We start from the raw sequence: 13,338 nt of genomic DNA on the forward strand, positions 1-13,338 counted from the left end.
TCTATTCACCCTTCCTTAAAATATTCACTGAATAACTCCAACTGTGTCTTGCTGACAATGTCCTGTGAAAAAAGCGGAACATAAACCAATTTTTGTTTCGGGAAAGTTTCTACGATTTGCTGCATGTATTTTTTTTCGTGCTTTTTCCGTTCCATTAAAAATTCGCCATCCGCCTCTTCCGGCAGCACTTTATTGATGATGAGGGTATTCACATGAAGATGGTAATTATGCAGCAGATCCAGCGCTTTTTTCGTTTCCAGGATAGGCAGACGTTCTGGATTCAGCACAAAGATAAACCCTGTTTCCTGTTCATCCAGCAGGAGGTCCCGTGCTTTTGAAAAGCGCTCTTGCCGCTCTCTCAAAACGTCATAAATCGGGTCTTCCCTCGGTTCGCCATCATTCAGCAGCTGGGTATAATTGGCGTTGGTCTTGCGGCGTTTTTCAAGCAGCCCTTCAATCCAGACACCCATCAATTCCGGCAAAGTCAAAAGCCGGATGGTATGGCCAGTCGGAGCTGTGTCAAAGACCAATTTATCAAAGTTCTTACGCTCTTCCAAAATGATGTGGATCAGTTTATCGAATAATGCGGCTTCATCTGCACCCGGGGATGCTTTGGCTGTGTCCAGTTGGCGGTTCACTTCTTCCATCATACTGGAATGGACTGTGCCTTTAATATTGGCTTTTACAGTTTTAATATAGTTGTCCGTTTCAATTTCCGGATCAATTTCAAGGGCATAGAGATTGTCAGAGATTTCTTTCGTCTTGCCACCAATTTTCTGGTTGAAAATGTCCCCCACATTATGGGCTGGATCAGTTGAAATCAATAAAGTCTTATTGCCATCTTTGGCCGATCTCCAGGCAATGGCCGCAGCAGATGTCGATTTTCCAACACCGCCTTTTCCTCCGACAAAAATGATGCTTTTTGATAATACATCCATTCTATTCCCTCATTCCTAAAGAAACTAACAGCAGCGAATGCCGGTTAACGGTGATTTGTCCATGCCCATACGCAAATGCCAGTCATGGAATTCTTCAATCATATACGGATACAATTCCAGCGTGTAGTAGTAGACCGGATTCGGTATGCCCAGCATCTCCGAATAAAGCATGAGGAGAAAGAGATCGTCTTCATCCCGAAGTTCACGGGCAATTTCAGTGCGATGCGGCAATTCAAGGACGGCCTCATAAAAAGCGATCAACTGTTTTAATTTGTCGAACACCAACATAATCAGCACCTCTTCCTAATAAAAGCGGAAGGGATCACAAAACGCATGATCCCTTGGCCGCCTTCTTATTTATCCCGCTTTTGCGGGCAGTGGAAATAATCCATTGCAGAGTAATTTTTTTATTCGTCTCCTGAGAAATCAGGATCAGTTTTTTTCAGTAATGCCTGAATAGCTGTCAGGATAATCCAAAGCGTAAAGACGAAAATGATGGCTCCAAAGATGAACAGCAGCGTACTTGGCTGGTCTGCATACCAGGCCCATTGCAGGAACACCTGCTGGAACATGGCCCAAAGCGTCATGAACATAAGGAAAATCATCGGAATGATGGTAATCATGTAATTGCGCCCAAGTTTCCGGAGCCAGATGGAAATCAGCAAGAGACTGATGCCTGCGAGCAGCTGATTGGCTGTACCAAATAACGGCCACAATAAGTAACCGCCTGAACCAAAGCCGTTTGGCCCTTCAGGAAGCAGCACAAGTGCTGCACTTGCTCCGACAGCGATTGTCGTAGCCACATGCTTTTTCTCAAGGGACGGGATCTTGTATTCCACTCCCAATTCCGAAATGATGTAGCGCATCAAGCGAACCGAAGTATCTAAAGTGGTAGCGGCAAATGACACAACAATGATGGAAACGATTGTTGAAGCAACTTCCGGCGGAATCAGCAGGCCTTGCGCCAAATTGGTAGCACCTTCGATAAATGCCCCTAAGCCAGCCCCGTTGGAAGCCTGGAAACTGCTGTAAGTTGCAAAAAATGTTTCGCGGTCAGGGAATAAGGTGATGACGGCAATAATTGAAATCAATGCCAAAACCCCTTCACCAATTGCTCCTAGATAACCGACAAAACGGGCATCGGTTTCTTTATCCAGTTGTTTTGAAGAAGTACCGGAAGAAACGAGTCCGTGAAAACCGGAGATCGCACCGCAGGCAATAGTAATAAACAACAAGGGAAACCAGGAAATGTCAGCATCCGGATTGGTCATCGGTGCCGTAATTTCAGGATTGGTGAACAGCAATCCAAGATAGAGGATGCCCAGTCCGACAATCAATTGGTGAGAATTGATAAAGTCACGCGGCTGAAGCAATTTCCAGACCGGTAAGGTGGAAGCGATGTAGACGTAAACCATCAGTACGATGATCCAGATAAAGAAGGCTGTTGAAATCGATCCCAGACCGAAGAGCCCACCTCCATCTTCTCCGCCCATATATTGAACCAGATCAATCTGCATAAAGCTCACTTGGCTGGCAATAATAGCCGTTATGTACATGACCGCCAGAGCTAAAATTGAGGGAATCAGCATTTTCTTATTTTTCTTGTATACTGCGTGCCCAATCCAAAGCGCCAAAGGAATCTGGATAAATACCGGTATGACGCTGGCAGGGTAAGAGATGAATAGATTGGCAATGACCCACGCGAATACGGCATTGACCATCAGAACCAGGATCAAGATGATGAACAGGAACAGGATCTTCCCGCGCTGGCCGATCAAGCGATGAGCAAGCGTCCCGACTGATTGTCCTTTGTTTCGGACTGACAGGACCAATGTACCAAAATCATGGACACCCGCAGCAAAAACGGTACCGAACACAACCCATAGTACCGCCGGCAGCCAGCCCCAATAAACAGCAATGGCTGGCCCTAAAATTGGTGCGGCTCCAGCAACCGAAGTAAAATGGTGACCCCATAGCACAAATTTATTGGTGGGCACAAAATCCACGCCATCCTTAAAGCGATGCGCCGGTGTAACATAATTCGGATCCAGCCTGAAAATCTTTTCTGCTATAAATTTGGAATAAAAACGGTACCCTAGTATAAATATAAAAATTCCAATAGCGGCCAATGCAATGGCATTCACAATTCCAACCCCTTTTTCTATTTTGCAAGCGCTGACAAGCACTTATAGCTTAATCATAGAGGAGTGTCACAATAATGTAAATGTTCCGATAAATTTTTCACTTTAATTCTACCATTGAAATTTAAAAAATCTTATCACGCATTCTTAAAACAATATCAAATTGGGGAATCACTCCGTTTGGCGATGCAAGAGCAATGGTTTCAAGAGATTTTTAATGGCGCGTCAACAGATGAAACTGCGTTATCCAGCCTGGTTATCAGTATTTATTTTCTGCTCATATAGTTTCAACTTGGTGTAAATGATCTCCAGGATAGGAACAGTCATCTCCATTTCCTCCGACCGGGCAAGCAGGTAGCCCTGCAGATGTTCGGCTTCGGTAGGCTGCAACTTTTCAATATCCCGCTGCATTGACGACTTCATCCCGGCAGCCATGCTATTGATACGTTTTAGTTGTTTATCTGCAATTCCCGGTTGTATCGGAGCTTCCATCTTTTGCATGATTGCAGCAAGCTCCTGCAAAAGCGTATGAATGGTACGCTGGCCTGTTTCAAGATCCCGTATCGGACCGATAGGCGATTCCATCATTGAAGTGATGCCTGACATCGCCGTAATAAACAGATATTTATGCCACATTTCCTGATTGATGTTGTCGCTTTTGATAAATTCTGCTTTGGTTCCTGTAAATGCCTGCTCCAGTCTTTCGATTCGCTCTGTCTTTTCACCTGTCCGTTCTCCGTAAACCAATTGGTGCACGGGGCTTGTCTGGACAATTGTGCCATCTTCCGCTAAAGTCGTTTCGACAAAGCACAAGCCTCCAATGACTCTTTCTTCTCCAAAAGCTTTAGTCAACAGCTGCAGATGAGCAATGCCGTTCAGTAAAGGCAAAATCATGGTTTCTGCACTGACGAATGGCCGGATGTCCTCTATCGCACCGGCAAGCTGGTAGGATTTTGTGGAAACCAGCACGACATCAAACGGTGGACTTTGGTCTTTTTTGGTGATCAGCTTTGGCTGCAGCTGCAGATCTCCGTGTTTGCTTTGGATTTTCAAACCTGTCTGTTGCAGCTTGTCCTTTCTGCCTTCCCTAACCAGGAAAGTGACATCCTCCCCTTTTTCCAGTAACCGCCCACCAAAGTATCCACCGATTGCACCTGCTCCAACGATTAAAATCTTCATTTCCCCACTCCTCTTCTATACTTTTTCATAGAGCCACATACCATCGTTCATTTCTCGTATACATTCTTTTTTATGCCGCAAGTATTCCAGATGCGACAGCGTTTCTCCAACGGCAAAGCGCATTTCATGAACGGTCAAAGGCCGTCGGAATAATATTTCGCAGGCTTGGAAAATACTGATTGGATTTTGGATGGCCTCCAGCGTCTCATCCAGCCGCTCATCATGATGTGCCGACAGTTCATCAATTCGTTGATTGGCTCCATAGAATGGTTTTCCATGAGAAGGAATAACAAATTCAGCATCCAACTCCTTAATCTTTTCCAATGAACTCAAATACGATGCCAAAGGATCGGCATTGCCATGAAACCAATACGAAATATTAGGTGTGATTTTCGGTAAAATATGGTCTGCAGAAAATAGCGTTTTCTGCTCTTCACTGTAAAAACAGATCATGCCATCTGAATGTCCGGGTGTATAAATGACCCGGTATTCGAAACGGCCAATCTGCACGAAATCGCCTTCTGCCAAATACTGTCCGATTTGCGGCAAAGGAAAAACAAGCGCCTTGAATTCTTCCGTGTTCCTTGCCATCTGAACCGCTTGTTCTTCAGGAATTCCAGAAGCCCGATAGTTTTGGGGTATGTTATCCAAAAATGGAGATGCCCAAGCAGCCATGCCTGCTTGGGCATCCGTTTCTGTCATTCGGACGGTTGCACCCGTTTTCCCCTGCAATTCGCCCACGTATCCAAAATGGTCCGGATGATAATGAGTCACCAGTATATCGGTGACTTTTTTATCCTTCAGCTTCTGATTCCACAACCCTTTTGTAATGTCATTGTTCAATCCGGCATCGATAACCGTCCATCCTTGATCATTTTCTGCCAGAAAACAGTTTACATGATTCAAACGAAAGGGCAGGTCAATCCGAACCAGTTCAATTCCGAGCTTTTCCAACATCGCTGCAGATTCAAGTCCTTCATTTGCCAGTGGCTGCGTCATGGCTTCAGCACAAGCTTTCCGATGGTTTTCCGTCCCTGGAGCGATTTATGCGCTTTAGCAGCTTCTGCAAGCGGATAGGTTGCGCCAATTGTTAAAATCAATTCTCCACTCTTCATATAGCCCAACAATTCGCTGAAACTCCGTTGGAACAATTCTGGATAACGCATAATCTGAGGCAGGAAAAAGCCGATGACTGACTGATTCTTGCGCATTAGCTGCCCAGGGTTGAAAGTGGCCTGTTCTCCACTGGCAGCTCCGAATATGACCAGCCGCCCAAATGGAGCGAGACATTTCACGGTTTGGTTGAAAACCTCGCCCCCCACCATTTCAAGTGCCAGATCTACACCTTTGCCATCAGTGATCGACTTTACTTTTTCGACCCACCCTTCTTCCGTATAGTTGACCAGATGGGTTGCTCCCATTTTCTGTGCATGAAACAGCTTTTCTTCCGTACTGGCGGTTGCGATGATTTTTCCAGCTCCAAAAATCCTGGCTAACTGTACTGCAATTGCACCGACACCACCGGCCGCTGCATGAATCAGCACCGTTTCCCCTTTTTCGAGGCGGCCCATGGTTTTTAGAATATGGTAAGCACTCAGCCCTTGCAGCGGCAATGCAACAGCCTCGTCAAAACCGACGCCTTCTGGAACTTCTGTCAGGACACTTTGGTCAACTGCAGCGTATTCCGCGTATCCTGCAGAACCGATAAGCGCAACCACGCGATCACCCGCTTTAAAGTTTTCCACATCTTCTCCAATTTCAACAATCACGCCCGCCACTTCTGAACCTGGAATGTAAGGCAGTTCAGTCGGCACTACATACTTTCCTTCACGCCTTGCTGTGTCAGCATAATTAACACCAATTGCCTTTACTTCGATAATGACTTCTGTAGCTGCTGGATCCGGTTTCTCCGCTTCAACAAACTGCAGCACATCCGGCCCACCATATTCCTCAAACTTAATAACTTTCATCATTGTCTCCCCCTAACAAATATAATGTTCCGTATCCACCAGCTTTGCAGCAATCTGCCGCTTCACTTTATCAAGGCCGCCTCGCTGCAGGCGGGTCAATTCATTTGTCACAGCGGCCGTATTGCGGGCCAATTGCGCTTCCTGAGAAGCTGCCTGCATCAATTTGCGCGACGCCATTTCCACTGCCACCAGTGTATCTCCAGTTAATGCCTGCACCATGAGAACTTTCTGAGCAGACTGCTTTTCCTTATCTGTTTGGATGGCTTTCGCTGTTCTCATCACTGCAGATTCCAAAGCGTATAAAGCAATTGCGATATCGGCCAATGCCATCAGAACTTCCTGCTCTTCGCCTAGTCCACTGCCATATGCTTCGTAGGCAATGCCTGTACTGAAAAGGAAAATGCGGCGTATCGCCTTTACAGCTTCTATTTCCCGGGAAATAGGGCCCTCTGTTTTTTTGGGGGGTGATTTCATTTCTTCAATGGCCGAAGCCGTCAATTGAGGCAATGGCACTTTTCCTTTCGCCGCCTGTTTCAACAGATTTCCAGGGATCAGCAAACGGTTCACTTCATTTGTCCCTTCAAAAATCCGGTTGATCCGTGAATCCCGATACATTTGTTCCACTTTGTATTCCTTGATAAAGCCATAACCCCCGTGCAATTGCAGCGCTTCATCCGCTACAAAGTCGAGTGTTTCCGAACCATGCACTTTACAAACTGCACATTCGACCGCATACTCCATCAACTGTTTGGCAATGGTGCCATGATCTTCGGATTCATAAAGGCTGCCGAGTGCATCCTCAAGATACCCGGCAGTTCGGTATTGCAGGGATTCAGAAGCATAAATACGCAGCGCCATATTAGCCAATTTTTCCTGCGTTGCTGTAAATTCAGCAATCGCTTTGCCGAATTGGCGTCGCTCCTTGGTGTATTTCAAGGCCAATTCCAGCCCATATTTGGCCGCGCCCATACAGGCAGAACCCAAATTATAGCGCCCTAAATTCAAGACATTCAAAGCGATGACGTGGCCTTTTCCGATTTCGCCAAGCAAATTCTCCACCGGTACTCTGCAATCCTCGAAAATGACTGCACGCGTAGAAGAACCTTTAATGCCCATCTTCTGTTCCTCAGGGCCAAGCGATAGGCCGGGATGGTCTTTTTCAACGATGAACGCAGTAAAGGCAATGCCATCGACTTTTGCATAAACGATGAATGTATCTGAAAAATCCGCATTGGTGATGAACATTTTCGTTCCATTTAATAGGTAATGAGTTCCACTCTCGTTCAGCTTGGCAGTGGTTGTGGCAGAAAGCGCATCTGATCCGGCTCCAGGTTCTGTCAGGCAATAGGCCCCAATAAATTCGCCTGAAGCCAATTTCGGCAAATACTTCTCTTTTTGCTGAGGCGTTCCAAAATAAGTGATCGGCAAAGTTGCAATGCACGTATGGTTAGAGTGCGCCACACCGTATCCTCCAGCTGAACCAAGTGACTCGCCGACCAGCCCTTTGCTGATCTTGTCCAGGCCGAGGCCTCCATATGCTTCCGGAACACTGTGTCCCAGCAAACCCAACTCCCCTGCTTTTCCAAAAAGCTCTTTGACCAATCCGAAGTTTTGGTTTTCAATTTCTTCATTGTTCGGCCGAACTTCCTTCTCTAAAAAGCGCTTAGCTGTTTTAGCGATCAATTGGTGCTCATCAGTAAAGTCTTCCGGCGTAAAAAAACGTTCGGATGCCTGGTAAAGAAATGCCGCTCCTTTGTATCCCGCAATTTTAGTTTCCATGATGGCTCTCCTCTTTGACCAAATATTTTTCCAGCTGCCGGCGATTGGCTTCAGGCAAAGCTTCACTTTTTTGGATTTTGAAGTTGAAATGAACGGCATTTGCCTGCCCTTTTGCAATAAGCGCTCCGCTTTCCGCATCTTTGATTTCATGTAAAACCTGAAAACTTGAATTGCCGATTCGGCTGACTTCTGTCAGCACAATCAACTTTTGATTGTAGTAGCCTTGACTGATGAAATCACAGGAAGCTGAAGCAAGAATGATTTTCCAATTGCTGATGTCATGCCCAAATCCCAGTTCCGCGAAAAAGTCAGTCCGTGCTTCTTCCAGATAGATGAAGTAGCTTATATTGCTGATGTGCCCCAATGCATCCGTTTCACTAAACCGTACTTTCACCGGAATTTCATATGCCATTTCTATTTTCCTCCTTTACACGTCAAACGATGCCGTTCAAAATCAAATCACCGTATATGCTGGCCAGTTGATCCGCTGAAATTCCTCCCGCTGGATTAAACCATTGATAGCTCCAATTCGTGACACCTAAAATAGCAAAAGCGATCATTTCAGGTTCAAGCCCTTGCCGGAATTCATGTTCAACGATGCCGTCACTTATGATCTTCTCGAGGTTTTTCCGAAATTTTTCACGCTTCGCTTTTACTTCCACCGCATTCTTTTCACTTAAATGCCGCATTTCCCTGAAGAACACTTTCCCGCTCGGTCCATGGTTTGCGATATCCGTAATCAACAATGCAACAAGCTGCTCTAGTTTTTCACGATTGCTGAGCTGGCTTTGCCGAATTTTTCCCTGGCTTTCCAGCAGATCATCAATATAGCCTAAGTGAATGTCCATCAGCAGCTGCTCTTTGCTGGTAAAATAATAGTAAAACGTTCCTTTCGTCACACCTAAAGCTTCAACAATGTCTTGTATAGACGTCTCACTAAAGCCTTTTTTCTCAAACAGGAGTATACTTTGCCGTTTAATGTCTTCTTTCATGACTATTCCCCGCCATTCGTTTTTCGGTAACTTAGACAGCGTGCATGCCGCCGTCGACAACGATGACATCACCGGTTATGTAATCAGAAGCTTTGGATGCCAGGAACAAAGCCGTTCCTTTCAAGTCCTCTTCTGTCCCGAAACGATTTAAAGGAGTCTGGGCCAGCAGTCCTTTCTGCCCTTTTTCCATGACCGCTTTCGACATTTTGGTCGGAAAGAATCCGGGAGCGATGGCGTTGACGTTAATGTTATGCTGCCCCCATTTGGCAGCGAGGTCTTTTGTAAAAGTGATGACTGCCCCTTTGCTGGTGTTGTAGCCAATGGTATCCATGAGGGTCGGATCGATCCCCCCCAATCCTGCGACCGATGAAATATTGATGATTTTCCCCTTCTTTTGTTCGATCATCGCCTTTCCCACTTCACGGCTCATCAGGAATGTACCTGTCACATTTACATCCATGACTTTTTTCCAGGCATCGAGTGGCATATCGACAACAGGCGCTCCCCATGTCGCACCTGAGTTGTTGACCAGAATATCAATGGAACCAAACTTCTCGAGTGTTTGTTGAACGACGTTTTCTACATCTTCCGGATTAGTGACATCACATGCCAGAGCAAGCGTGCCGACGCCCATTCCAGTCAGCTTGTCAGCTGTTTCCTGGCAAGCCTCTATTTTCCGTGAACACAATACAACGTTCGCGCCTGCTTCAGCAAACGCCTCCGCCATCATGGCGCCAAGACCTCGGCCACCACCCGTGATAATTGCCGTTTTTCCCTTTAGTGTGAATAAGTCCATTACGCTCATTTTCCATCCCCCTGACTAATAATTTTCTTTTATACTAACTAGTTGGTATGTTCAGAATACTTAAACTTTATGTTAACGTTTTCAATTTCGGATTGCAAGGAGGGATTCAACGAAAAAACCTCTTCCTTCTATGAGGCTTAACTGCTTAAAAAGCATGGAATTTGATGCAGGTCGACGTTGCCCCCTGACAAAATAACGACAGCCTTTTCATTTGCCTTGCCGGCTTTGCCTGCCATCACCGCAGCCAGAGCCGTCGCACCTGATGGTTCTATCAGTTGTTTCGTACGTTCGAGCAGAAATTGGAACGCTTCTTTTATTTCCGCTTCTGAAACTAAAACCAACTCGTCCAAATGCTCTCTCAGAATCGGAAACGTCAAATCACCAGGTTGCGAGGTACGCAGTCCGTCCGCGATGGTTGAGGTTCCGAAAATGGCAGTGATTACACCTTTCTGAAGTGATAAGAACGTATCGTTTGCGGTCTCAGGCTCTACACCGACCACCCGGATTTCCGGTTTCAAGGATTTTACCGCACATAGAATTCCGCCGATCAACCCGCCGCCGCCAATCGGCACGACGATCACTTCGACGTCCGGCACCTGCTCCAAAATTTCGAGTGCGATAGTCCCTTGGCCAGCAATGACAGCAGGATGATCATATGGGGGTATGTATAAGCCGTGATTGTCTTCTGCCAATTGCCTGGCTCTCGGTATCCGATCAGCGGATGTCATCCCACAATGCTCGACTACGGCCCCGTAGGCTCTGATTGCTTCGACTTTCGCGCGGTTGGCGTCCTCCGGCACGACGATCACTGCTGGAATGCCCAACTGACCTGCAATATAGGCAACGGCCTGGCCATGATTGCCGGACGATGCTGCGGTGATAAACCGGGCGCCTCCTGCCATCGCCTGCTTCACCGCATTCGTGGCTCCGCGCATTTTGAAGGAGCCCGACTTTTGAAGATGCTCTGCTTTCAAGTAGACCCGCAGTCCACAGCGTTCATTTAAAAGTGAAGAAGTTAAAATCGGCGTTTTATGGATAGTATCGCTGATTCTCTCTTGTGCCTTTTTCACATCATTCAGGTTGACCATTTTGCCCACCCCTTTATCCTCTTGGTTAAAGTCTCCGTATGTCCGTATCTTATCACAATTGCATCAAGAAAATTAATTATTCAGATAAATTACAAACCCATTAATGATCCAGTGCACACCCAACTTAATTTCTTCTATAAATACAGATAGTTGAAGCGAGTATTCAATCCACCGCCTTTACTGTAGACTAAGGGTGCGAATCCTTGAAAAGGAGTGGAGATATTGTTGAAACGATTGGTCGTCACCGGCTACAAGCAACATGAACTGGGAATATTCGACGAAAAGAATCCGGGCATCCGCTTTATCAAAAAAGCACTGGAAAATCGGTTTCGCGCGTTGCTTGATGAAGGATTGGAATGGATCATCTTAAGCGGGCAGCTCGGTGTTGAAACTTGGGCTGCAGAAGTGGCACTGGATATGAAAAAAGAATTTCCGGAGTTGAAATATGCAGTCCTGACACCCTTCCTTGAGCAAGAAAAACGATGGAACGAAACCAAACAAGAACAATACCGGATGATCATCTCCAAAGCTGACTTTCATCGCAGTTTGACCAGCAAACCCTACGAAGCACCCTGGCAATTTATCGAAAAGAACAAATTTTTTCTGCGCAATTCCGATGGTATCCTAATTATCTATGATGAAGAAACCGATGGCTCACCCAAATTCATTAAAAAAGAAGCCGAGCGTTATGCAGAAACCTCAGACTACCAAGTGATGACGATAACCGGCGATGATCTGCGCGTTGTGACAGAAGAAGAACAAATGAATGAATGGGACAACTAAAAACTTGTCAACACCTTCCTCCAGTTGACTATGCGCCTGCTTTTAGGTAACCTTAACAACTATGTTAAAAAAATTATTTCAGGAGGAATTATGAACAAAGCTTCGAAAGTCTTTTACATCACATTTGCACTGGTTATCTTAACTGTCGCTTTCGGCGTTATCGCGCCTGAAACTTTTGAAACTGCCACTGGAAGCATCCGTAACTATATCAATACAGCATTCGGCTGGTATTACTTAATGATTATGGCCATTCTCCTGATTCTCGTTGCCATCATAATGGTCAGCCCATATGGAAAAATCCGTCTGGGCAAAGACTCGGATCGGCCCGAATTCTCGACATTCAGCTGGATTTCCATGCTGTTTTCAGCGGGAATGGGGATTGGCCTCGTCTTTTATGGCGCCTCAGAACCCCTATCCCATTTCGCCATTCAATCAGCAACCACTGAACTTGGGTCTGATGCCGCATTCAAAGAAGCATTGCAGCGTTCTTATTATCACTGGGGCATCCACATTTGGACGATGTATGGAATGGTCGCTTTGTCTTTAGCCTTTTTCCAATTCCGAAAAGGCGAGCCTGCATTAATTTCATCAACACTGAAACCGATTTTCGGCGACAAGATGAACGGTCCTTTAGGGACGTTTGTTGACGTGCTTGCTGTTTTTGCTACTGTCTTTGGTGTAGCAACTTCACTTGGCTTTGGCGCTGCTCAAATTAACGGAGGCATTGCCTATTTGTTCGGTGCCCCCCAGGAATACTGGGTACAGATGCTGATCATCGGCGCCGTGACCATCCTGTTCATCGTTTCCGCATGGTCCGGACTGAATAAAGGAATCAAATACCTGTCCAATGTCAATATGATTTTGGCAGTCATTTTGCTGGCACTGGTCCTGATATTGGGCCCAACTCTGTTAATCTTGAATATGTTCACCGAAACCTTTGGACAATATATCCAAAATTTAATCGGCCTGAGCTTTCAATCTGCTCCGCTGGATGCAGAAAACCGCAGCTGGCTGGATGGCTGGACCATCTTTTACTGGGCATGGTGGATTTCATGGGCGCCATTTGTCAGTATGTTTATCGCACGGATCTCTAAAGGCCGCACCATCCGTGAATTTCTGGCCGGTGTTGTCCTTGCTCCAACCATCTTCGCCGGAATTTGGTACGCCGCTTTTGGCACCACAGCAATCAATTTTCAAAAAAGCGGTTTTGATTTAACTGTTTTCCCTACTGAACAAACATTGTTCGCGATGTTCAACGAGATGCCTCTCGGCTTCATCATGTCAATCATTGCCATTCTGCTCGTCACTACCTTCTTTATTACATCCGCTGACTCAGCCACTTTCGTGTTGGGGATGCAGTCAACGCACGGCTCATTGATGCCAAGCAATCAAATTAAGATTCTATGGGGAATTGCCCAGTCGATGGTAGCCGCCATCCTGTTATCTGTCGGCGGCTTGGCAGCGGTGCAGAACACCATCATCATTGCGGCATTGCCCTTCTCCTTTGTGATCATCCTAATGGTGATTGCTTTGTTCAAAGCGCTGAACCTGGAATTGCAATTGATGCAAAATAAAAAATAACCAGCAGCCGCCTTCAGGAACATTCCTGAAGGCGGCTTTTGCTATTGATTAAACAGAGAAGGAAAGGGTATAGGATAACTAG

Annotated in this window: 13 protein-coding genes; 2 read left to right on the forward strand and 11 right to left on the reverse strand. The window is 46.1% G+C overall.

Features of this window, described 5'->3' with window-relative positions; all coding sequences use genetic code 11:
• Positions 1-5: 5 nt before the first annotated feature.
• The 11 genes from J7I83_RS08545 to J7I83_RS08595 all read right to left on the reverse strand — a co-directional run bounded on the left by J7I83_RS08545 (position 6) and on the right by J7I83_RS08595 (position 10,892).
• Positions 6-938 (reverse strand): ArsA family ATPase, encoded by a 933-nt coding sequence (locus J7I83_RS08545; RefSeq protein WP_215100274.1) that lies wholly within the window; start codon positions 936-938, stop codon positions 6-8.
• A gap of 24 nt (positions 939-962) precedes the next feature.
• Entirely contained in the window at positions 963-1,226 is a 264-nt protein-coding gene (locus J7I83_RS08550) for a cory-CC-star protein (RefSeq protein WP_006829350.1), read from the reverse strand.
• Positions 1,227-1,345: 119 nt separating this feature from the next.
• Positions 1,346-3,082, reverse strand: coding sequence for a carbon starvation CstA family protein (locus J7I83_RS08555; protein ID WP_215100275.1), 1,737 nt, complete (start codon positions 3,080-3,082; stop codon positions 1,346-1,348).
• A gap of 240 nt (positions 3,083-3,322) precedes the next feature.
• A complete protein-coding gene (locus J7I83_RS08560) occupies positions 3,323-4,258 on the reverse strand; it encodes a ketopantoate reductase family protein (RefSeq protein ID WP_215100276.1) in 936 nt (311 codons plus the stop codon).
• 15 nt (positions 4,259-4,273) lie between these two features.
• Entirely contained in the window at positions 4,274-5,257 is a 984-nt protein-coding gene (locus tag J7I83_RS08565; protein ID WP_215100277.1) for an MBL fold metallo-hydrolase, read from the reverse strand.
• Positions 5,254-6,228, reverse strand: coding sequence for a quinone oxidoreductase family protein (locus tag J7I83_RS08570; protein WP_215100278.1), 975 nt, complete (start codon positions 6,226-6,228; stop codon positions 5,254-5,256). The genes J7I83_RS08565 and J7I83_RS08570 overlap by 4 nt, the downstream gene beginning before the upstream one ends.
• 12 nt (positions 6,229-6,240) lie before the next feature.
• Positions 6,241-8,007, reverse strand: coding sequence for an acyl-CoA dehydrogenase family protein (locus J7I83_RS08575; RefSeq protein ID WP_215100279.1), 1,767 nt, complete (start codon positions 8,005-8,007; stop codon positions 6,241-6,243).
• Positions 7,997-8,419, reverse strand: a complete 423-nt coding sequence (locus J7I83_RS08580) for an acyl-CoA thioesterase (RefSeq protein WP_215100280.1) — start codon at positions 8,417-8,419, stop codon at positions 7,997-7,999. Before J7I83_RS08580 ends, J7I83_RS08575 begins: the two co-directional genes overlap by 11 nt.
• A gap of 22 nt (positions 8,420-8,441) precedes the next feature.
• Complete coding sequence (locus J7I83_RS08585; RefSeq protein WP_215100281.1) at positions 8,442-8,999, reverse strand: TetR/AcrR family transcriptional regulator; 558 nt, start codon at positions 8,997-8,999, stop codon at positions 8,442-8,444.
• A gap of 31 nt (positions 9,000-9,030) precedes the next feature.
• Positions 9,031-9,804: an SDR family oxidoreductase gene (locus tag J7I83_RS08590; RefSeq protein ID WP_215100282.1), complete on the reverse strand. Its 774-nt coding sequence runs from the start codon at positions 9,802-9,804 to the stop codon at positions 9,031-9,033.
• Between the two features lie 137 nt (positions 9,805-9,941).
• Positions 9,942-10,892 carry a threonine ammonia-lyase gene (locus tag J7I83_RS08595; RefSeq protein ID WP_215100283.1) on the reverse strand — a complete coding sequence of 317 codons (951 nt, stop codon included), beginning with the start codon at positions 10,890-10,892 and terminating at the stop codon, positions 9,942-9,944.
• Positions 10,893-11,114: 222 nt separating this feature from the next.
• Between J7I83_RS08595 and J7I83_RS08600 the strand changes: the two genes are divergently transcribed.
• Together J7I83_RS08600 and J7I83_RS08605 are read left to right on the forward strand one after the other, a co-directional pair.
• Entirely contained in the window at positions 11,115-11,675 is a 561-nt protein-coding gene (locus tag J7I83_RS08600; RefSeq protein WP_215100284.1) for an SLOG family protein, read from the forward strand.
• A 90-nt stretch (positions 11,676-11,765) separates the two neighbouring features.
• Positions 11,766-13,256: a BCCT family transporter gene (locus J7I83_RS08605; protein WP_215100285.1), complete on the forward strand. Its 1,491-nt coding sequence runs from the start codon at positions 11,766-11,768 to the stop codon at positions 13,254-13,256.
• Positions 13,257-13,338: the final 82 nt, after the last annotated feature.

The sequence above is a fragment of the Planococcus sp. ISL-110 genome (assembly GCF_018613575.1).
GTDB lineage: Bacteria > Bacillota > Bacilli > Bacillales_A > Planococcaceae > Planococcus.